Here is a 22,769-nt window from a genome sequence, read left to right on the forward strand (position 1 = left end):
CCGATTCCGGTTTGGAATCTTCGCCCGGCACAAAGGATGGAAAATATTTATTTTCACAACATCGGGATCTTAAGCCCTGCATCCTTGGCCTTTTTAATGGCTATCTCATAGCCCGCGTCGGCATGTCTTGCAACTCCCGTGCCAGGGTCATTATCGAGACAACGTGCTAGTTTTTCACGACCTTCCGACGTTCCATCAGCAACTACGGCGAGTCCGGCATGGATCGAAAGTCCCATGCCCACTCCACCTCCGTGATGGACCGATACCCATGCCGCTCCACTCGATACGTTGAGCATCGCGTTGAGGATCGGCCAGTCGGCGACGGCATCGCTACCGTCGATCATCCCCTCCGTCTCGCGATAGGGAGATGCGACAGATCCGCTGTCGAGGTGATCGCGTCCTATCACTATCGGAGCGCTTATTTCGCCCGAAGCGACAAGATCATGCATCGCGAGACCGAATTTCTGTCTTTCCCCGTGAGCCAGCCAGCAGATCCTCGACGGCAGACCCTGGAAAGCTACCTTTTCCCTGGCCAGCCTTATCCACCTGCAGAGCGATTCGTTCTCCGGGAAGAGTTCCAGAGCAAGATCGTCTGTCCTGTAAATATCCTCTTTCTTTCCCGACATGGCGATCCAGCGAAATGGTCCTTTTCCGACGCAGAACATCGGTCTGATAAAGGCTGGAACGAAACCGGGGAAGGAAAAAGCATTCTCAAGCCCTCCCTTTTCAGCCATTCCCCTGATGTTATTTCCATAGTCGAAGGCTACAGCCCCCTTTTCCTGCATATCTATCATAGCTTTCACGTGATCGACCATCGAGGATATAGCCTCGTCAATATACCGGTCCGGATCGCTTTTACGCAAACCGGCCGCTTCATCGAGAGTATACCCTTTGGGGACATACCCGTTAAGCGGATCATGAGCTGATGTCTGGTCTGTGACTACATCGGGGATCACTCCGCGTCTTACCAGTTCCGGATAGACATCCGCGCAGTTTCCCACCAGACCGATCGATAAAGGCTTTTTCGATCGCACCGCTTCTTCCACCTTTACCAGCGCCGCGTCGAGATCAGTCTCGAGAAGATCGCAGTAGTCGGTATCCAGACGCCTTTTTATCCTCTCCCGGTCGACTTCGACGATCAGGCATACACCTGCGTTCATCGTGACCGCGAGGGGTTGCGCGCCACTCATTCCTCCAAGCCCCCCTGAAAGTACAAACCTGCCTTCGAGAGTACCCCCGAAATGCTTCCTGGCGCATTCCGAAAAGGTCTCGTAAGTCCCCTGCAGGATCCCCTGCGTCCCTATATACATCCATGAACCGGCTGTCATCTGTCCGTACATCATCAGGCCCTTGGACTCAAGTTCCCAGAAATGTTCCCAGGTCGCCCATTTAGGGACGAGAAGCGAATTGGCAAGGAGGACTCTTGGCGCGCCTTCATGCGTCTTGAATATCCCGACAGGTTTTCCCGACTGCACCAGAAGCGTCTCGTCGTTCTCAAGTCGTCTTAGCGAATCGACTATCGCGTGATAACAATCCCAGTTTCTCGCAGCTTTGCCTTTACCGCCGTATACGACCAGTTCTTCAGGTTTTTCTGCGTTTTCAGGATCGAGATTGTTCATCAGCATCCTCAACGCCGCTTCCTGAAACCATCCCTTGCAACTGATCTCATTTCCTCTCGGGGACCTTATAATAGGGGAATCCATCTCCCTTACCTCCGAACCAGGTTTTACTTTGTTTTATAACACCCTTTGTTATTAGCCTGTTACAAATATTAAGAACAGGACTTAATCAATCACAGGATACATTATTTGTCCCCCCTGCCGCAACTCTTTTGCTGAAAAGAAACCGGTACCGGTCAAATACCTTACCGGGATTACAGATGCGCATCAGACTTATCCCGGGATTTCTTCACTCGTGCGGACCGGGTCTGCCGTTGAGTGCAGAAGGGGGGTCTTTCTCTTCAAACCAGGCGGCGGCGGCATCGACTGTCTCGCTATTATTTGTGGTTATAAGAGGTTCCACTGGAAGAGAGGAGATCACCCGTTTTGAATATGGCCTCGATTCGATCCTCGGATCTAGTATCACCGCCACACCCCTGTCAGTCGAACGCCTGATCACTCTTCCTATTCCCTGCCTCAGTCTCATTATCGCTTCAGGCAGATATAGCGAAGTAAAGGGCTCTTCACCGATGCTGCGAAGCCTGTCCGATCTCGCCTCTATGATCGGTTCCGTAGGTACTGGAAAGGGCAGTTTCGGTATCACCATTATCTCGAGCTGATCGCCCGGAAAATCGACCCCTTCCCAGAAACTCGCGACACCGAGCAGCACGCCATTCCGCGATGATTTGAACTGGCCGGCGAGTTCTTCCCTGCTTCCCGAAATACCCTGGATGAAAAGAGGGCCTGGAAGATCGAATCCGTCAAGATGCCTTGCGACAAGCCTGCACATCCGATGGGAAGTGAAAAGGACCATTATGCTCCGCCTTGTCTTTTCGGCAAGCTGGGATATTATCAACGCGGCATCCCCGGCATGGCTGCCGCTGTTCGGGTCGCCCATCCCCTTCTGGGTTATTATCAGGAAATTCTCCCTGTAATTGAACGGAGAAGGCACGACAAGCCCGTTCGTTTCAAGACCGGACAAGACAGTACCAAGCCTTCTGCCGATGGATGAAAATGACCCTTCCTCGGCCAGTGTCGCCGATGTAAAGACAGCCGAACTGCACTTTTCCTCCAGATAGTCGGAGAAACGACGGTCTATCGACAGTGGAGAACCGCAGATACCGTACGCCTTCCCCGCCGATGACCATTCGATCCAGAATACGCTTTCATCGTCTGAAGCCGAAAAGAGGTATTCGAGGGCCGCTGAAAGTTCGACAAGTTCCTCATCGATATACCTTAACTCCTGCTGAAAGATCGCCCCCGCCGAGGATGTCGGTATTTCAACAAATGGTTTAAGTACATCTTTTAATTCGTTGTATATATTGCGATAATGATTAATTTCATCCTGGACATCAGCAAAGACGACAGCTCCTTCCTGGTATCTTGTCCTCTGATTTCTGAAGTTGCCGCCAGGATCAAGACGCTCGGAAATAGCTGTAAAGATCGAATTGAAACCCTTCTTTAGCTGCTCGACTCTTGCCGAGAGATCGGCCACGGCCAACGATATCCTCTCCGACGCTTCTCTCCCCTCCACCTGGGAGATAAATAACTTCCATCTCGGCGAAGCGGCAGATATCGGAGAGACCTGCTGGAATATCGCCGGTATATCCCTGCTGAAGAGGCGTACGGAAAGGTTTTCCATAACGCAGTTCTCAAGGTGATGCGCTTCATCGAAGACGGCATTCTGATATTCTCCGAGAACGCTTCCCCCCTGCCTGTAATCAGTCAGTATCAGCGCGTGATTGACGAATACTATAGAGGCGTTCCTCGCTTTTTTCCTCGCTATAAGGAGCGGGCAGGTATCACTGTGGCTGCAGGCGTTCATCAGGCATCTCGCCGGAGCTGCCAGTTCTTCCCTGTCGACTTCTCCCCCGGATATAATAGATTCTACTCTCCCTGTCATCGTAAGAACGGCAGAGATAGCGAGGGAAAAGGCCCGGGAAGGATCATCACCGGCCAGTGCCGTGATAAAGGAGAGAAGTCTTCTCGAGCAGATATAATTCTCTCTTCCCATCAACCTCGCTACGTCGAGGTTGATCCCGAAAAGATCCCGCAGAAGCGGTATCTCTTTCGTCATCAATTGATTCTGAAGATTTCTCGTGTAAGTCGAGATGATTACGCGTTCCCCCGTGCGACGCGAATGGATTATCGAGGGAACAAGATAGCCGAGAGATTTGCCTGTACCCGTACCGGCTTCTATAAAAGCGATCTTACCCGACTCGAAGGAATCAAGGACCATCCGTGCCATTTCTACCTGGCCGCTTCTTTCCTCTCCCAGTAAATCGCTGACCCGGCCGAACACCTCTTCGACCGTCATATCACCGGGATGGATCGAGCCGTCCGAAGGTATTCCCGTAGAGATCCCGTCTTTTATCGTTTCACCATCTATCGGATAAACTGAAAGATCTCTCGATCGTTCTTCGGCAGTGAACAATCCGGCTCCCCGTTGAAGGTCGAAAAGCCCTGAAGAGAGGATCGGGGTGGTGATCGCTTCCAGGACCCGGTGGCCGTCGAAACCTGATTTCAGGGAAAGATCGAGCAGGATGGCCAGGGGCACCGGAGAAGCCGCGATCGCGGCGATAATATCTCCGGCGACCTGCTGATCGTCAAACGAAGCGATCTCTTCCGCCGGAATAAATGAGCTGAAAGAAGCGCATATATCGGTAGCCGACAGGATATCCCTCGATCGATCACCGCCCGTCCCGGCCTCTGCCGGCGTCTCCCCCTGGCGTCGCCTCAATTCCCGCTGCCTCTTCGACTACCGCGGATCGCGCAGAATTCTCCACACATCGTGCAGAGATCGTCGGAACCGCCGGAACTCGAATCGTACATCTCTTTGGCCCTTACCGGATCTATAGTCGCGTCGAGAGCTGCCTGCCAGTCGAGGCTAGCTCTCAGTCTCGACACCTTCCTGTCCCACTCGGCCGCGCCGGCGACTCCCTTTCCTATATCACCGGCATGCGCGGCGATCCTCGCTCCGATCACTCCATCCCGGACGTCATCTATCGATGGAAGCCTCAGATGTTCGGCTGGCGTGACATAGCAGAGAAAATCAGCACCGTGCCAGGCAGCTATGGCACCACCTATGGCTGCGGTAATATGATCATATCCCGGAGCGACATCTGTCACCAGTGGTCCAAGGACATAGAACGGGGCTCCCTTGCATATCTTCTTCTGAATAAGCATATTCGTCGCGATTTCGTTAATAGGTACATGCCCGGGACCTTCGACGAAGACGCTGACTCCTCTGTCTCTCGCCCTCTGAACAAGTTCACCGATAACGAGAAGCTCGCTTATCTGGGGCAGATCCGTCGAATCGGCTATCGCTCCTGGCCTGAGCCCGTCGCCCAGACTGAGGGCGATATCATATTCATGAGCAATATCAAGCAACCGGTCGTAATATTCATAGTACGGATTCTCGCGTTTGTTCCTTACGATCCACTGGAGAAGAAAGCTGCCTCCCCTGCTTACCACTCCGGCTGTCCTCGTTCCAGCCACCTGCTCGGCGATCCGTTTTACCAGGCCGCAATGTATCGTCATGAAATCGACGCCGTCTCTCGCCTGTTCCTCTACCACTGAAAAGAATTCGTCGACCGTCGTGTCGGTCAATTCCCTTCCCTGCCGCGTCACATCAACTACAGCCTGGTAGATCGGGACGGTGCCGACCGGGATCGTCGATCTTTCAAGGATAGTCCTTCGTATCGCGTTTATATCTCCGCCGGTCGAAAGATCCATCACGGCGTCTGCTCCCGCGTCGATCGTGACCCTGAGTTTTTCGAGTTCTATATCGGTATCATCATGATCGGGGCTTGTCCCGATGTTGGCATTGACCTTTGTCCTCAACCCTTCACCGATCCCTATGACCCTGGAATGTTTTCTTGCCATGCCGGTAAGGATAACTTTTCCCGCGGCGACAAGTTCGCGCAGCTTTTCCGGATCGACACGTTCCTCGCGCGCCACCGCCCCAAGGACTTCCGTTATCTCACCTGCTTTTGCCTTCTCATATTCAGTCAAGACCCAGGCCTCCTCTCGATTCAAAAGGTCTTTGATTATAATCAACTGGCGTATTCCTGTACAGACAAGAATACTCACGGGCCGATCGGATTCGGGAATATTGATAAAAAGCGATCAAAAGGGCAGGGGCGATCAGAATCTCTCGGTAAGCGAAATATGTATCCTGGTACTGCTTAAAGAAAGTTCCTCTCCTACACCGAAGCTCAGCTCGACTATGCCGAACTGCGAAAATGAGACGACGCCGAAACCACTCCCGTTTCTGATCTGCCAACCTTCCGAACGCCTGTAATACGCTCCTGTATCATTGAAGAAAAAAATCCTGCTTTCTTCTCCGAACCGGTACTCGAGACTGAGACAACCTGTCTTCTCACCCCGGAACTGGTTTTCGCGGTATCCGCGCAGGGATCTGGCCCCGCCAAGAAGAGACATCTCGGAAAGCGACAGGACGCCTCTGGAAAATACTCCCTCCGAGACGAGCCTCGTAAAGAACTCCTGCCCCGGGCGCAACGGAACCTCGATCGCTCCATCAAATTGGTACAGAAGTTGGTTCTCCACCTCTTTTGCTCCTACCTGATGGACCGAAGACCTTCTCGCGCCTTCAAGATAGATATTGAATCTGAGACCTCTTCCCCTGTTCCTGATCAATCCGAGCCTGTATCTCTGCCTTGAATTCCTGTCAACGGCACTCTGCCCTCCAAAAAGGGTCCTGTCAGCGAAAAAGCCCGTCGCAACTGAATAAACCGGACCGATCGGTATCCTCAGCGAGACTCCTCCCGAGGCAAGATCGTACAAAGTATCCTGCACCGTCTGTCTGAGCTCGCCGTCAAAATGGACAGGCATCGAGAAAAGGAAAGGTTCGGTAAATAGCAATCTTGTATTCGAGTACTTTTGTCCGTCGTTAAGCCAGTCGAGGGAGACATCGCGGCCCTTTCCGGCGATGTTGCGAAGATCGAGGCGAAGCGATCCGTTCAGCCTGTAATCCCCGTCATCCTTGCGCGAAAACCCGAATGCTCCGAGAAATGAGTTGCTGTTCTCCTTTTCAATTACCGGAACTACGAGCTCGACCTTTCCCATATCGCTTCTTATAACCCTGATCCTGCCGGTGGATCTGAAGAGCCCGGAACTTCCAAGGTATTCCTGAGATTTTTCAAGGTCTCTCTCGCTGAATCTTTTTCCCTTCCCGAGACGCGATGTCCTCAGCGCGACAGATGTGTCCGTCCTGGCTATCCCCTCGAATGTGACTCCTGAGATTATCGATATATCTCCGTTGTACTGCGAAAAGACGATGTCGACCGTATTGGCCTGCCGGTCGAATGAAAATCCAGTCATCCAGATCTGGGCAAAAGGATAACCTGAATCGACCTGTTCCCTGAGATAGACCTCCATAGATCTCCCGAGACGGCGTGGCTCGAAAGTTCTCCCTTCTTCGAGCCCGAGCCTTCCCGGCAGAGACCGGCGGTCATGATCTGATCCACCCGTGACCGTTATCTTCCCGACGAGCGCCTGCTCACCTTCGTACAGCTTCACGCCGACCGAGACTTTTCCTCCGGACAAAAGGGTATCTATCTCGATCTCGACACCGAGAAGACCATGGGAAAAATAGATGGAATCTATCCTCGCCAGTTCCATCTCGATCATTCTTTCCGTAAGGATCTCTCCACGCCGTAAAAAAGTCTCCGAAACGAGTTCGTTGGAAGCGACCAGGTCCGATCCCCGCCACTCGACCTTTCTGATCGCCTGACCGCGCGCCCCCCCTGCCGATATGAGGATCAGGAAGGTCATGCTAGAAAAAAGCACGGCACTCCATTTTAAGCGCATGGACCGTCTTCACCTCCCCGATATAGTCCTTTTCCCTTCGACCGGTATAGTTGATCCCCAGGCTGAGGTTTTTAGTCAGCCTGTACTGGCCGATAACCGCCCAATCCTGCCGAAGCCCCTCTTCGAGGAAAAAGAGAGGTTTGCCCGCATCTGACTGGACTGTGGTGTAGGTGAACTTTAGAAATGCCGACATATGCACCTTGCGGCCGATCGAAGAGTTTATCGACGGCGTTGCCGCGTATGACCTCTGCCCCGCTCCCGAGACGGCATCGTTCCTGTTTTCTACTCCCAGTTTGAAAGAGAGCCTGGTAGATATCCTGTACCGGTAACCGAGTACGCTGGCCAGGTTGATCGATTCGACCCTGTATCGCTGCTCGCCCGGTCCATCAGATCCGGTCGTTCGCAACTTTGTCCCTCCCTCGAGAGAAAGGCTGAATGCCTCCGACGGAAGAGACTCGATCCTTAACTGGGTCTCTCTCGTGTACCTTGAAGTAGAAAAATCTCCCGAACGGTTATCTTCTTCGTCTTCCCTGAAATAAACAAGCTTGATATCGAACCGGTTCACGTCGTTGAGGAAACTCCATTCCTGCCTCAGGCTGTTCTTTCCGTACAGGGTCAGATCGTCACGCTGCAGCAGTCCCGGGTCGAGAAGATAGAGCCTGATCGTCTCATCGGTCGACGATCGCTCCTGGACGGAAAAGAAATGGTCGACGGAGAGATTCTTTCTCACCATGCCAAGAAATGAGGAATCCCCGCCATCGGAACGGATGCCTCGTATTCCCCCGCCGATACTGGCTCTCCATGTCAATTCGACTGCCCTGACGACCTCCACATCCCCGCCGGGAAGATAGAGGACCATGTAATCTCCCCTCTTCTGCCCTACTTCTCTTCCCTCCTCATCGTAGTCTCCCTCGTTTTCCCCCACATAGATCACCGCTTTTTCAAGCCGCCTGTCTTCTCCTGAACTGATTTTATACCCTACGTCGGTCGTTACCCCGGCGCTTTCCCATGAATCCCTGAACCTTATTTTTGCCAGGTCCTGGCTGCTCTCTAAACCACTTGAGATATAACGCGTATTAACATGCATAATATACAGATCGATCATTTTTAAGTTGTCCCGATATCCTCCGTCCAACCGGATCTCATCGTTCTCTCTTTCCCCGGACCAATCTCCTCCGGAAGCTGACATTCGCTCGGTCCTCCGCCGACTGAATGAGAGATCGGCCCTGTATCTGCCTGTATCCCTTGATGCCAGTGAAAATCTGTTCTGATAATAATACCTGCCGGTGTCGGCCGCCGCTGGAACGAAGGAACGATACCTCTCCGTATCGAATTCGAATCGCGGGATTACCTTCCAGAGAGCGTAAGCTCCGGACAGGCTCGCAGACCTTCTGTCTTTTTCCCTTCCAGTACTCGTGTTAAAACCTTTCAAATCCAGGCCCCTCACCTGCGGATCTCCAAATCGCGCCGCGATATCTGTCATTTCTGCCGAAACGTCCCCCTTTCTTACAAGTCTTTTAGCGCTTGACGAGAAGGCCCAGAGGCTGTCTCCGCGCCATTCCAGGGTAGCTCCGGCGAGATCCTCCCTGCCCGAAAGGATTTCATCTTCAAGATTCCAGTTTCTGTAGTAATAAGGATCTCTCGGTTTATCGGGGGATTCAAATCTCGATTCAAGAACGGAATATTCTCCCTTTAATGAAAGGTGACTTGAAGCGATGCTCATATCCCTTATTCCCGCCTCGGCCTTCCACGCCCCTCCCATGTTGTCGCTGTCGTCTATCGAAGAAAGTATATTATTGTCCTTTTCACTCAGATCTCCTTCGGCATCAAGATAGAAGATCCCCTTTTCGGCCGACACTCCCAGAGCGAATACTCTCTTTCTCTGCGGCAGCGGAAGTCTGCGGCCTACGGAATAGCTGCCATTTCCTTCTCCCACGAACCTGTATCTGATCTCTCCGCGCCTGGTGAACCCGTCAGGTTCGTAATCTCCCTCTCCAGGCCCGGTCCTGAAGAATGAAAGCCTGAACGCTCCCCCCTCTTCGACAAAAAGATAGTGTTCGGGAATGGAATCGGCCGGAACCAGAATATAGCAGTCTTCGGCGTCATCGACCTCTTCGATCCCTGAAGCCATCGCTTCGCCGGCATCATCTCCCGCCGAGCGTATGATATCCTTCTCATCAGGTGTGATGAGCTGCCTGAGGGGATCGTCCGGATCGTCGCTCTCCTGGAAGAAAAAGGCATTGAGCCTTACTGCCCCGCGCGCAAGCGGCGCGTACCATTCTCCCGTCACCGTAGATCTTGTGAAATCGTCCTCCCCGGTCTGGTAATCGATGACGATCTCCGAATCAGCCGTTATCAGCGTCTTTTCAGTGAACGTCACCGCACCTCTGTTGTAATCGATCGTATAGTCCTTCTCGCCGCCCCTGGAGAGTCTTCTGCCATCGAGATAGACCGTCTCCGTCCCGGAAAGGATGACGACTCCATTGAACCTTCTGGCGTCAAGGAGTTCGTACGGTCCCTGGACTCCCTCGCGGCCTCTCATTGAAACTGTTTTGAATCTTCCTTTGGAGATCCCTCCTCCGGCGAGGAACTTCTGATCACCGATCTTCATTCCTACGCTCGCCCCCCGCAGCTCTCTTTTAAAAGATGAATAATCCGACCAGTCAAGACCGGTGCTGAAATCGCCGAGCCTTGCCTCGATATTTCTGCTTTTGACTTCTATATAGACCTTGTCGAGATGTTTCAGTTCCTCGGTATTTCCCTCAGGCTGCACCGGCAGGTTATCATCTGTCAGGTAGGCTTTCACCTCAAGGTCCCTTGCCAGTTTTCCAGCCATCGTGACCTTGAGCGACTGATCGATCCCCAGTCCCCTGTTCGACCCTATTGAAAAACCTATCGTTTTGCTTCCCGACAATCTCAGCCTGTACGGAGACCCCTGTTTTCTCTCTTCATCCCTTCCCGTGGATATCAATCCTGTCTTGAGATGAGGAAGCGGTTTCTCGCCAGGAAACCTGATCGCGGTAACAGGGGCGAAAGCGAAAGGATATTTCGACCACGAAGCTCTAAAGATCTCCGTACCGGATGGAGGATCTACCAGTATGATAAAACCGTTCAACGTATTGATCCTGTAATCGGCCTCCCTTATCAAAAGCTGTCCGTCGATGAAGACTGAATCGCTCCCCGGAATGATAAAGGCGTCCACGAGATCTATCCTTGTCTGCCCCTCCTGAAGCTTCAGATCGAAAGAGCTCCTGAACTTGTCCCTGACCGGTCCCTTTTGAAGATCGGCACAATTCGACTCCGTAGGGATCATCAGCATCGAGATCAGGAAAAGAGACTGAAGAAAAGGACTGAATCGCCTCATGATCATTTACCAGGATAAATCATTTTAAAGACAAGGATGGAATGGGAGCCGATATCGGCAATATAGAGATCGTCGTTCCAGCCTATCGTCACGGCCGCGGGTCGTATCTTTCTATCGAAAAAGGAATCGATCTTCTGGACGTACCTGCATTGAGAATCGAAGACGAAAACCGCGCCGGCTTCCGAATCGGCAATAAAAACATACCCTTCACCATCGGTGGCCAGGTACCTGGGAGATCTGTACGCTGATCCTCCCGGAAGGGTAAGAAGAGACTCAAACGCCCCTGACGGAGAGAAGACCTGTACCCTCCTGTTCGCTTGATCAGCGACAATGATTCGTTCATCAGGAAGCATCGCCGCCTTTACGGGCCGGTTGAAGCTCCCCTCACCCAATCCGAAATCATCCCACGAGATCTCTATGTCAAGAAAGGGACTCCACACGGCGACAGCATGGTTATCTGGATCAGCCGTGAGGAATCTTCCCCCGTTCCCCCCCGTCAGGGAGACCGGTTTCATTCCCTCGACACCTTCAAAAGAGATAAGGATATCGAGGTAGGAGCCTTTTCCATCGTATCTCAAAACGCGGTTCCTCGAATAATCAAGGATATAGACGAATGGCCCGTTCAGGGCCAGGTCGATCGGATAGAAAGAGGCGTTGCGGGGCGGATTCTCGAACTCGATATGACTCCCGTCCGGAGAGAACCTGAAGACCTTGCCTGTCATCGCGTCGGCTACGAAAAGAAACCGGTCAGGATCGGCGGCAAGCCCGAGGGGCTCCATCAGAACATCCTCTCCGAGACGTTCAATTTTTTGGTGGAGTATTATTGCCGGGGCTGATCCCTTCTCTTTCAGGGGATCTTCGGAAAATGCCGATTCCGGTGACAAAAAGAGAATGATCAGAAAAAGAACGAGGGTGCCGATATTTTCCGCTTTAAGAATACTGCCGCGAGACATTCCGCTCCCCTGCTAGAAGGACCGGGTCATCGTCATCCTGAATCCATCCGGCGCCGGATCGATATCTATCGATATCTGCCGCGACTGCTCCTGTGAGGAATAGTCGCCACCACCGGCGATCTTGAAAGCATCGACCATACTGACGACCCGTACGCCGAGCGCGAAGAAAAGTGTGTAGACGATTCTTTTCTTCGAGACATCATACCCCGAATAAAGGGAACTATACCTTCTGTAGACTCCTTCATTCTCCCATCGCCAGCTCATATCTCCGGTCAATATATTATCCTGATAGTAGTCCTCGATAGCGGCCATATCAGGATAGTACATGTCCCTGGCTTCCCTGAGAATATATTCGTTATACCCGCCGGGACCATCGTTGCTCATATAATTGGCGATAATCTTGTAATACGATTCTGAATGTCCCGTGCCCGACACGCCGGCGTACGCGACGGCGTAATCTTCAAACGCGTCCCTTCGGGCCACCGATTGCCAGTAAAAAGCCCCGGCGCTTATCCAGGCTATCCCTTCGAGGCTGAAATATATCTTTGATCTCACGGTACGCCCCATCCTGTGCTGCCCGAGTCCGGGGAGCAGGAAACTAAGCAATGCTTCTTTTTTTGCAGACCTTGCGGCAAGATCAGCCCCCGTGTATTCAACACCGGAAAAAGGCAAAGAGACAAGCCCGGTGCTATTTCCCTCGCCTCGTCGACTGGTCTCTTCGGGAAGGTTGAACCGCGGAGCGCCAGACCGGTCGAATAAACTCTCTTCCCGGTCCATCAGGATCATCGGGGAATCGGCACCTGTTCCAGCACAATCGGCCGGCATCGGCGAATATATGACGATTGCCATGATAAAAACAAACAAGAGATTTCTCACCGCGTTGCCCTCCTAGAAACGATAACTGATTCCCACGGTAGGGGTGACTGCATCCGGCGAAAGATCTATTGACCATCCACCGTCGTCCAGACTGTCATTATTCATTCGATGAGCCAGCCAGAGAGCGTCTATCATCGATACGACCCTGTTCACGATAAGCATCATCAAGTGCCTGTCAGCGCTTACGAGGAACTCGTCACTCACCGCGCGCATATCCCAGTAAGCCAACCTGTTGGGTGTCCACGGCTGGAAATTCTCGTATGTCCCGTCCCATGAATCTCCATCCCAGTCATCCCAGCCGAAAGCGAAAGCGTCATATTTCCCGCAATTCTCGTAATACTCTTCCCTGTCGAGATTCTTCGGTATATAGATAAAATAGAAATCCGCCATCTCGTCGGCATTGTCATTATAGACATGCCAGTCGCTGCATCCCCCGATCCCCTCGCAGTAGGGGTGCTGCAGAAGGAACCTCGCCTCGCTCCAGTGAGTGTCGCAGAACTCCTCGTATTCTTTTTTACTGTCCTTTCCCTTGTCATAATTATCCTTGTATCCATACCAGAGATAGGCGTCGATCCCGATAAAAGCAGGTACTCTGGCAAGGGTCGACCAGTCTGACCAATCGCCCCGGTCGACATAAAGATACAATTCTCCAAGCCCGGGCAGAAGGGCTGAGGCAAGTACCGATATAGCCATCTTCTTCTTCCCGCCCTGCCGGACCGTTGAAGGATAGCTGCCGCTCCTCATCAATCTCATATCCCTCGCTGATACAGAGGGAGATCCTATCCTGTCTCCCGATAATTTCAGGGTCTCGCTGACCTTGTACGATTTGAGATCGTAATCTCCCTCTTCTCTCGCGAAGACCGAGTTAGCCTTCCCCGCTTCAGATCCTGGATCTATTGTCCTGGAGAGCGAGATCGATTCTTTATCATCTGCCGCCCCGGCAGAGGCGGAAGAAGTAATCGCTGGCCCGGCTGTAAGACCGGCTATCAGGACCGTTAAAAGCGCGGTGTCCCTGGAAATCCGAAGCATCCTTTATCCTCCACGGTCAGTTTACAATAGCGAATTTCCTGTTGGCCTGGTATTTCCTTCCGCTGGAAACGATAACAAGCCTGCATAGATATATTCCCGAAGCCTTCCCCGACAGGGAGACTTCAAACTCGTCTTCTCCTCCTGAAAGATCCTTCTTCTCTTCGTAAACAAGCTCTCCGGCAAGGGTCATTATCTTCAGGAAAGCCTCCCCGGTCAAAGGCGCGTTAAAATGGAATCCGACCCGCTCGCCAGTGGAAGGATTAGGATAGATCACAAGATTATCGTCGATAGCCTTCCACTCGTCATCGGTCTCCGAGAATCCTCCCGTATTAGCCGCAAAAGCCGTTCTTCCAGGACCACCCCAGAGACTGGTCCAGGAATCATCCAGGCCGCCCGGATCAAACGGCGCGCTGCGCCATCTGATCTTTCCGATCCCGGGACGGAATTCAAAATAGGGATTGTACCCGATATTCCTGATAATGTCTGAATAGGAGAACAAAGCCTCATCACCCGATTTTACGATATCTACAGCATCCTTGAATGAAGATGCCATCTTTTTCGGATAACCGGGGACCAGTTTTCCGCGGTAGTCAAAGAGGAAGAAAAGACCCTTGGAAGTACCAGCCGCGATCCATCTTCCTGACCCGTTCTGCGCCGTTGTCAAAGGGCTTGATATCTTTACCGGGGCGGGAAGATCGAAGACCGCGTTTATATCTCTCGGCCAGCCGGATACGTTCGCTCCCGAAGAACTGATTACGAATATTTTCGATCCGTCGCTGCAGCAGATATCAATAAACCCGTCGCCGTTGATATCCTGGAGGGCGGGGACGGCTGTCAGGGATGCTCCCGTCTTCCTTTCGGAGATTACCCCGCTGCCCGTGCAGTAGAGGATCCTTCCCGACTGGAGCATCGAAAGATAGACTTCGCTTCCATCGCGCTCCGGATCGATATCTCCGCTGAGAAGAGCCGTTTCACCTGCCGCTTCCCCGGCTGATAGTGATATATCATATTGCCATAGCGCGTCAGACTGGAGGTCTCTCTCTCCGGTAAAGACCCAGTGGAGTATACGGGCTGTCTGCGCGCCGTCGACAGTCACCAGAGCAAAGATTCCCGAGGCGTATCCCTGCTGATCGGCTTCGATCGATATATTGCCTTTAAACCGCGTACCGGAGGGTGATGATAAGGCAGAGGCGACGGAGCCGTCAGAAGCGAGCAGCCTGAGACCACCGTCCGAATCGATCACAGCTATCAACGTCTCATCGGTTCTTCTCACTTCGACAGGATGGGTGACCAGCGCGCTGCCTGCGTCGAAAGGCCAGCCGCCATATTCGGTCCATTGACCGCCGCCCGTTCTGAAGGCGTGGACCTGTCCTCCGTAATCAGCGACGATCACGGCGTCTGAATGCGCCATGTGATCGAACAGCGAGGAATAGACGACCGGCGTCACTGCCGGACGTCCGAGCGAAAAGACCTTCTCATCCTCACCGGCAATAAGCCCGTTGCCGTATAGATCTATAACGAGATTCCTGAATCCTCCTGAAAGGGGCAAAAGTCCCCCATCGGCGATATCCGAGGGGAAGAAAAACCTGTCAGCCGCCCTGATATCCCTGTTCCCCGCGCCGAATGTCATCACCGTGTCGCGCCGCGTGATACCCTCTATCCTCACTCCGGTCGGCACGCCCCAGTTGCTCCAGGAAGAAGGAATAGTCGAATCGGAAAATTCCGACCTGTTCCCTTCGAAAAACGCGTCGTCAAACCACCCCATACGGAACCCTGAATAAGGGTTCCCCAGATCGGTCACTCCCGAACCCTCTACGACCCAAACGCCATAGGGCCAGCGGGAATTCACCTCATTGCTGTACCACCTGTCCTCTATGAAAGATTCGTCTACATGCCATATTAGAATACCCGGACCGGCATCGGTCTCGGGAATATCAGATTCGGTAGGCAGCAGGATGTCATAACCGTTTGTCAGTTCCCATTCGATCTCGTCGGGTATACCGCCCCCGCAGTTCATGCAGTTACCCGTCCCGATCACTACTCCCGTAAGCGGATCAGCGACAAATCCTGTCAATATCCCGTCGATCTCGACGGCGCGGTTTTCTATAAGAAAATATTCGTCGTTCGATATCTCCACCCGGACCAGTCTCGACGGGCATTTTTCCACGGCGGGAAGGTCTATCTGGTTATCAAAAGTATTTATGGTATCCGTTTCGGCCCACCCGAGAGCGTATCTCGACCAGGCGCCGAGCCCCGATGGAAGCATCCCCGTCACATAGACTATCTCGCCCCTGTCTTCGACATAAGCACCCAGAAGGGGCCCTGAATCCATCTGATCCCAGACTCCAACGATCGGCGACCCGTAATATACGTCATAAAGATCGGGCAATCCAAGGACATGACCGAACTCATGGCCGAGGACAGAAGCCATGCTCCCGTAACTGCCGTCCTGCGTCGCTGTCTCGGGGACTACTGATATCTCCCTGATTATCGTCGTCCCTCCCTCGATGGGGATCTCGTCACCATCGCCGAGTATGGCGAAAAATGATGGTATATCGTTCGGGGAATCACCCCTGTAATCACTCTGGATATCGGCGCCGGCATGTACAAGGATTATAGCATCGTAATCTGAAAGCCTCCTGGGATACCCCGCGCCGGAGAGTTCCTGATCAGCCAGGACGACCGCATCATAAAGGAAATCGGCCAGCTGATCGTTCGTCCATCCGACCGTGTATGACCCGGGACCATAATCGGCGACATCACTGAGCTTGTAGCTTCCATTTTCTTCAAGGGGAAGGATCTCCCAGTTCACTTCGAGTTTTCCGCATGATTGAAACCGCATATAATTCGCCAGGCCCTGCATATGGGCGTTGAAATATGTCCTGTTGTGGGGCGTTGGATCGACGATGGATGAATCGTATGGAGAGAGATCGAAATCGCCACCGGTCTTTATCGATGAAAGACCGCTCCTGCTGTTATCCTGGAAAGCGATCCTTATCATGACAACGTTAAGCTCGCCGTCGACCATTCCGGCACTTCCCGGGCTGGACAAAAATCCCTGCTCGAATTTTCCCGGCGGTGGCACTTTATATAAGAATGTCTTACGGTTGCCGGCGAGGTCGTCCGGAACAGCTCGCCGCTCCCCGGTACGTACCAGATCGCCAGATTCAGTCCGCCTGAAGACGGGGGCTTTATTCTCTCCCGCCAGAATAACTTGCGGCTTGCCCGTAAAAAGCAACAGCAATAGCGATACAAGGGTAATCTTGAAAGAACTTACCGAAGACAAACCAGGTTCACCTCTCTCAGGGGCAGATGCCTAGAAAGTCATGCCAAAGGACCAGCGGTGGACCCTTCCGAGATCTGACGCCTGAGGGACACTGGCATAATCGATCCTGAATTTATTGAAAAGGAATCCTATCCCGTACGTCATATCTTTGATATCTCCGTCATTGTCGTATACATAACCTCCACGGATCACAAGCAGGTTGGCATATATGCCCTCCGCTCCCATGTGGTAGGTGTTGGAACGGTTATAGTCATTGTCACTGAAATACTCAACGAGCGATTTATTGATGTCGGCGACAACGGTAAGGCCTGCCGATTCGCTCATTACCGGTGTATACGCGAACCCGACTCTAAGGTTCCTCGGCAGAGGAGCAGCCTGCTCTCCCGGGTTAATGTATGTCAGTGCCGGTCCAAGATTCGACAGGGCAAGGCCAAGATTCAGACGGGAGATTTCATAACCCAGGACACTGAAGGTCGGGATCCTCCACAATCCTCCGAAATCGACCGCCACCGATGACCCCTGTCCCGCCTGTCCGTCCTGGGTCGCCCATTTCGGAGCGAGGTTCACATATACGAACTTCAGGTTCATCCCCACTGAAATATCATTTGTGATCTTTATCGCTCCACCTACCGTCGGGACCACTTCATATGAAGAGGCGGTACCAAGGAATTCCCCGACCTGTCCCGTCGCGTCCCAGTCACCGTAACTGAGGTACTGTATCGCCGCGCCTATGACGGCGAAACCTTTGATAGCATATACCCAGCCGGCATATTCATAGAACACGTCGGAGGCAAGATCAGGTACCAGCTGCGTATGCATCAGGTCGAAAGCCATTCTATCTATAAAGGCCATACCTGCCGGGTTCCACCAGAGACAGGTGGCATCATCGGCGATCGCGACGAAACTCTGCCCCATCGCGTTGGCCCTGGCACCCGGCGGTATTATCAAGCTGCTCGCGCCTGCTTCTCCCTGGGCCGACAGCGACCCTGAAAAAGCCAGGACAAGGACCAGAGAAACGGAAATCAGCCTAAGAGATCTAATCATATTTTGATACTCCTTCTTATCTAAACAACTGCCATATTAAAATTATGCTGCGCGACACTCCGGGTCAAGCATTTTGACGATCCGGACAGGGAAGCTCAGACTTCCCGAATCGCTGGTTTTTTAATGCCTTATCGAAGCAGGACCACCTTCCCGGTTACAGTTTCGCTACGGTTGTAAGAATTTCTGAATGAAACATCGATCATGTATATATAGGTGCCGTTGGCGGGGATATCCCCGGCACGGTCCCTACCGTCCCAGTAGATACTGTTATATCCCTCTCTTCCGTATATTTTGCTGCTCCATATCTCCCGGCCTGAGACATTGTAGAGACGCAGTATTACATCGGCGACACTGCTCAGCTGGAATATGAAATTAGTCGACACCCTTACAGGATTCGGCATATTGAATACATCGCTAATCGTGTAGAGACCGTCCTCTATCATCTCGAACTGAAGAGTGTCGTTCGCCTGGGCTCCAAGGTTGTCGAACGCCCTGACCACAACCGAATGGTCTCCCGGAGTGAACCCGGATGGGATCGGATATTCGACCTTACCCTTCGTGCTCGATCCGTGGTCATATTTGAAATAATCGGTGACAGCGCGGAAATACCCGCTTCTGTCGAATTCCAGGTAGATCGAACTCTGCGGATCCTTGCCAAGTATCGATATCCCGTCCGTATCGGAAATCTCGACATTGAGGATCGCGCCCTTTTTCACCTTGTCCGCCTGGCCTGCGAAATATATGTCGATATCGGGAGGGGATTGGTTATCCGGCGGATCGGGGTTGTTCATGATCAGCAGGTGGTCATCCGCTCCCACTCCATCGGCGTTGAGTGAACTTATATAGCTTCGTACCCGCGCTTTTGACCCTGTCCTGCATCTCAGCGGAACAACAAAGTCAGCGGTGAACCGCCCGCCGGTCACATCGACGCTCCCCCTGAAAAGGCTCTTGCCTGGAAGGTCGTATTTAATCGTCGCGAGAGGGATACAGGGATGCGGTTCGTTTACTTCCCTGCTCGACTCCTGGATTATGATATCGGCCTTTCCATTGAAGGACTCATAGACGGCTCCCCCCGACCGGACCGTTCCGTGGAAAGTGTATCTCTTCCCTGTAAGCATCGAATCGATCTCCGACCTTTCATGTTCGACCTGGTACGAAGGAAGCGCGATCTTTGTCGCGGGATCGCCTAGAATAAGGAACTGCGCGAGACTGAGCTGGTTTGAAGGAATGCTGCTGTACGGTTTGGCAAAGATCATAGCGTTGCCGAGGGTCTCTGTTCCCGTACTGTCTTCAGAGGTGAAAAGAGCCATCATGAACCTGTAATTTATAGTCTTGTTGGGATCGGCATATGTGCCGCCCGTTCCACCGATCACCGCTATCGCTCCGCCATCTCCGCTGAGAACAAGGTCCTGCCCGATACTTGTTTGGAAAGGGGATTCTATATTCGCCACCGAGCAGGAAAAAGCGAGAAAAAGCGGCCTTTTGTTTCCGTTTGTCAGCGCGGGGATATCGGCCTTCTCCATAACGACCTCATCAGCCATTACATTCGGAGCCCCATGGCCGATATAGTTGATTATCAAAGCGCCGTCGTTCCAGGCATCCCGCAGAGCCTGCCTCGCGCCAGGCTTGAAGTTTCCATCGAACGGATATTCATGGAGATAGATTTTGTTAAAATCGATAAAATCGGGGAAATAGGTATAATCGAGCGTCATATCCTCGGATGTATCGAGAAATCCGAAATCGCAATCGGTATGGGTCGAAAATTCATCATCAGCTACCAGGATCACTTCATCTCTCCATTCGCCCATATCGTCGCCGGATTCATATTCGATGATATCCCGCACCCACCTCTGCGCCTGTGCCGCAGTGAATACAGGCATCCTTCCAATCGCCACATCGATGAACCAGTCGTCTGAGTCGTCGAGCCTTACGAAATGGTCATCGTCCTCTACGACTTCGCGGCCGTAATCTTTCATGAAGAGTGGCAGATAATCGTTTCCCGTCCCGAGAATGTCCCGTGGATCGTTCGTACCGTTTCCCATAAGAACGAGATATCGTATTATGGGACCTTCCGCGTCGGAGAAGTTATCGTAGAGGAATTTCACGTAATTTCTTATCGCGATCGGGTCTTTCATCCCGTTGGAAAAATTGTCATATATATCATCGATATCGACAGCCCTGACTACGGGATCCACTGTTCCAGGAAGATTGGTCTCCCTGTAACCGGCCAGCATCGACGCGGCATCTTCGAATCGCCCGTTATGGACGATCAGCATATGGGGAGATACCGGATCGTCCCTGAGCGAGACGGGCGCTTCTCCCCGCGCCGATATCGCCTCGATGCCAGGCGTCAGAAGGACGTTCGAGGCCGCGGCAAGATAATGTCTTCTCGCCCCCCCGATCACATCCTCGAATTCGATTATCCCGCCGGTTATATCTTCCGTGGTAAGAAAGGCGGGAGATCCAAAGGATGTCACATCCAGGAGATATATCCCGCCTGACGGGAACCCGCTTATGGCGAATCCCGCCCTGCCGTCGAAACGCGGAGTGAAAAAGTCGATGGCCCCGTCAAGGGCGATAAGGTCTCTTTTATAGAAAATGTCATACCACATCATATACATGAAATCGCCGGTCTGGATGGAAACCTTGAACTGATTCGATGAATCCAGGAGATTATCAAGATCGACCATCAGAGTCTCGGGAACGAATTTTTCGTGCACCGACCGCCAGTCGAGCGATCCGACTTTCGTTCCGTTGATGAAAAAATCGGATATCACAAGTTCGAACGAATCGTAGGGAGAATAGGCGATCGACCGGAGCATTCCGCTTCCGTCAGTCACGTCTGACAGGGTGAAATTGTTCGTAAACAGGTTGTTGCCATATCCCAGAAGCCTCCAGTACCATCCATCGTCGGTATATTGAGGATCATACGCGTAATCCTGTTCATTATGAAGCCTGTGCTGATATGAATCGATGACGGTGTCGGGATCGGCGGGAAGATTTGAGACGTCCCGTTCGGCCATCCTTCTCGGTCCTGAAGGGAAAGACCCGCCCCACGTCAGCCAGTATATATTCTCTTTAGCGTAAGGGTGTTCATAAAATTCGAGGTCGAGATTATCCGGATCAATATGATCTTTCCACCCCCTGGTTCCCAGCCCGTGGAAAAGGATAGACTCACCCGGAGAGAAAGCGCCCAGGTCTGCGCCAATATAATGGATCGCGTGTTCCGTCATATGGTAATCTTCCTCGAAACTTCCTCCATCATCGAGCTCTTCGGGCTGCCGAAGTGGTCCCGAGGAAAAGATCCTCATAGTGGCCGGATCGATCAAAAGCGGATTTATACCCGCCGAATAGAGGTCGTTATAAGTGACCTGGTAGATACCTGAAGAACCGACTGTCAATCTGACCCAGTTATCCGACAGGGCAAACTCGAAGGGAGTCCTTGCCAGAGGTCTGAGGATTTCCGGACTACTTCTCCAGGCACTTGCCTGTGAGGCATTGACAATGAACCTGTCTCCCGGCATCTCGACTGTCGCGTGATCCTCTGGCCAGCTTTTCACTCTACTTTCCGGGTCGAAGGAAAGGCGGATCGTTATGCTGCTCGAGTATACGAGTCTGGAACTCTCCGCGTCGAAAAGCACGGGATAAAGATCGATCAGGACTAGATGCCTTTTCCTGTAGACCCCCGTGGCGGCGATCACCGCATGTTCCCCTGCCGTAAGGATCGATCTGTCCGACAGGATCCTGATCGCCTCTTCAGGGCTGCCGGTTCCGTCGAACCAGACTTCAGGCAGGACTCCCTCGATAAAAGAGGGTTCCTTTTCCACGACCTGAAGTCTGATCCCACGGTCTGCTGGCACTTCGAAGAAAAATCTCTGGACCGGAAGAACCGGTCTTCCATCTATCTTTTCACTTATATATCCCGGGATCGCGATCCTGGACAGGGGTTGAGCGTCTCCCTGTCCCAGGGGAGTAACGACCGGCCTGCCCGGAGTGAACCTTACCGTCACGCTCGCGCGGTCACTTCCGATTATCTCGTAATCGGCTGCGGAAACGGCCGAAGGAATGATCATCGATATGGCCAGTAAGAAAAGAGCGCTCTTCATGCAGCCCTCCAGATCAAAAACCCAATCACAACCACGGAGAAAAAGACCTGGAGTGACAGGTTTACCGTCCCCGCCCTTCCACCGTGGGGAAGCATCCCCGAATGCGTGGGGAATATCTTTCGTCCACTCGTTATCTTTCCGGTCTTTACGAGAAGGTTCTCCATGTCGGGAAGCGCCGCGATCACGCCCCCCGCGATAATGGGAAGGGAATAGACTCCACCGGCAAGAAGGATAGCCAGCGCGACCAGTCCCAGTACTATCTCAAGGATCATATTCTCAAAATCGAAGTGAGGGATCATATCGAGAATTGCGTGGCTGCCAAGAGCCAGTACGGGCATAAGAGCAATATGAGGAGCATAAGCGCTTACCACCGCGCCGGCGGCAAAATGGGTGAACACGCACATCTCTTCCAGCCTCCAGGCTTACGACTCGATATTCTCCGAACGCTCGACGAGCATTATCGGGATATCATCCTCTACAGGATATCTTACAGAGCATTCATTACAGACAAGCCATTTCTCATCATCACTCAGGATGACCTTTTCATGGCACCTGGGGCAGGCCAGAATGTCCAGAAGGTCTTTTCTGATCATATCCCTGTTCCTCCCTAAATAAAAATCC

General features: G+C 52.5%; 13 protein-coding genes. All 13 read right to left on the minus strand.

What is annotated here, in order from left to right; all coding sequences use genetic code 11:
- Positions 1 to 53 precede the first annotated feature (53 nt).
- Positions 54 to 1,703 (minus strand): urocanate hydratase, encoded by a 1,650-nt coding sequence (hutU, locus tag JW814_08295; GenBank protein MBN2071442.1) that lies wholly within the window; start codon positions 1,701 to 1,703, stop codon positions 54 to 56.
- 205 nt (positions 1,704 to 1,908) lie between these two features.
- A complete protein-coding gene (locus JW814_08300; GenBank protein MBN2071443.1) occupies positions 1,909 to 4,398 on the minus strand; it encodes a hypothetical protein in 2,490 nt (829 codons plus the stop codon).
- On the minus strand, positions 4,395 to 5,672 hold the full coding sequence (gene thiC, locus JW814_08305; protein ID MBN2071444.1) for a phosphomethylpyrimidine synthase ThiC: 1,278 nt from the start codon (positions 5,670 to 5,672) through the stop codon (positions 4,395 to 4,397). Before thiC ends, JW814_08300 begins: the two co-directional genes overlap by 4 nt.
- 132 nt (positions 5,673 to 5,804) lie before the next feature.
- Positions 5,805 to 7,490 (minus strand): hypothetical protein, encoded by a 1,686-nt coding sequence (locus tag JW814_08310; GenBank protein ID MBN2071445.1) that lies wholly within the window; start codon positions 7,488 to 7,490, stop codon positions 5,805 to 5,807.
- Complete coding sequence (locus JW814_08315; protein MBN2071446.1) at positions 7,456 to 10,854, minus strand: hypothetical protein; 3,399 nt, start codon at positions 10,852 to 10,854, stop codon at positions 7,456 to 7,458. Before JW814_08315 ends, JW814_08310 begins: the two co-directional genes overlap by 35 nt.
- Positions 10,855 to 10,856: 2 nt before the next feature.
- Positions 10,857 to 11,807, minus strand: a complete 951-nt coding sequence (locus JW814_08320) for an NHL repeat-containing protein (GenBank protein MBN2071447.1) — start codon at positions 11,805 to 11,807, stop codon at positions 10,857 to 10,859.
- A 12-nt stretch (positions 11,808 to 11,819) separates the two neighbouring features.
- The gene (locus JW814_08325) at positions 11,820 to 12,683 is read right to left on the minus strand and encodes a hypothetical protein (GenBank protein ID MBN2071448.1); all 864 of its coding nucleotides are present in this window, start codon (positions 12,681 to 12,683) and stop codon (positions 11,820 to 11,822) included.
- 12 nt (positions 12,684 to 12,695) lie between these two features.
- Complete coding sequence (locus tag JW814_08330; protein ID MBN2071449.1) at positions 12,696 to 13,712, minus strand: hypothetical protein; 1,017 nt, start codon at positions 13,710 to 13,712, stop codon at positions 12,696 to 12,698.
- A gap of 16 nt (positions 13,713 to 13,728) precedes the next feature.
- Positions 13,729 to 16,998 carry an immune inhibitor A gene (locus JW814_08335; protein MBN2071450.1) on the minus strand — a complete coding sequence of 1,090 codons (3,270 nt, stop codon included), beginning with the start codon at positions 16,996 to 16,998 and terminating at the stop codon, positions 13,729 to 13,731.
- Positions 16,999 to 17,028: 30 nt separating this feature from the next.
- Positions 17,029 to 18,042 carry a PorV/PorQ family protein gene (locus tag JW814_08340; protein MBN2071451.1) on the minus strand — a complete coding sequence of 338 codons (1,014 nt, stop codon included), beginning with the start codon at positions 18,040 to 18,042 and terminating at the stop codon, positions 17,029 to 17,031.
- Positions 18,043 to 18,170: 128 nt separating this feature from the next.
- Positions 18,171 to 22,148 (minus strand): type IX secretion system sortase PorU, encoded by a 3,978-nt coding sequence (porU, locus tag JW814_08345; GenBank protein ID MBN2071452.1) that lies wholly within the window; start codon positions 22,146 to 22,148, stop codon positions 18,171 to 18,173.
- Complete coding sequence (locus JW814_08350; protein ID MBN2071453.1) at positions 22,145 to 22,552, minus strand: hypothetical protein; 408 nt, start codon at positions 22,550 to 22,552, stop codon at positions 22,145 to 22,147. The genes porU and JW814_08350 overlap by 4 nt, the downstream gene beginning before the upstream one ends.
- A gap of 18 nt (positions 22,553 to 22,570) precedes the next feature.
- Positions 22,571 to 22,741: a Trm112 family protein gene (locus JW814_08355; protein MBN2071454.1), complete on the minus strand. Its 171-nt coding sequence runs from the start codon at positions 22,739 to 22,741 to the stop codon at positions 22,571 to 22,573.
- Positions 22,742 to 22,769: the final 28 nt, after the last annotated feature.

This window comes from Candidatus Krumholzibacteriota bacterium, assembly GCA_016932415.1.
Lineage (GTDB): Bacteria > Krumholzibacteriota > Krumholzibacteriia > Krumholzibacteriales > Krumholzibacteriaceae > Krumholzibacterium.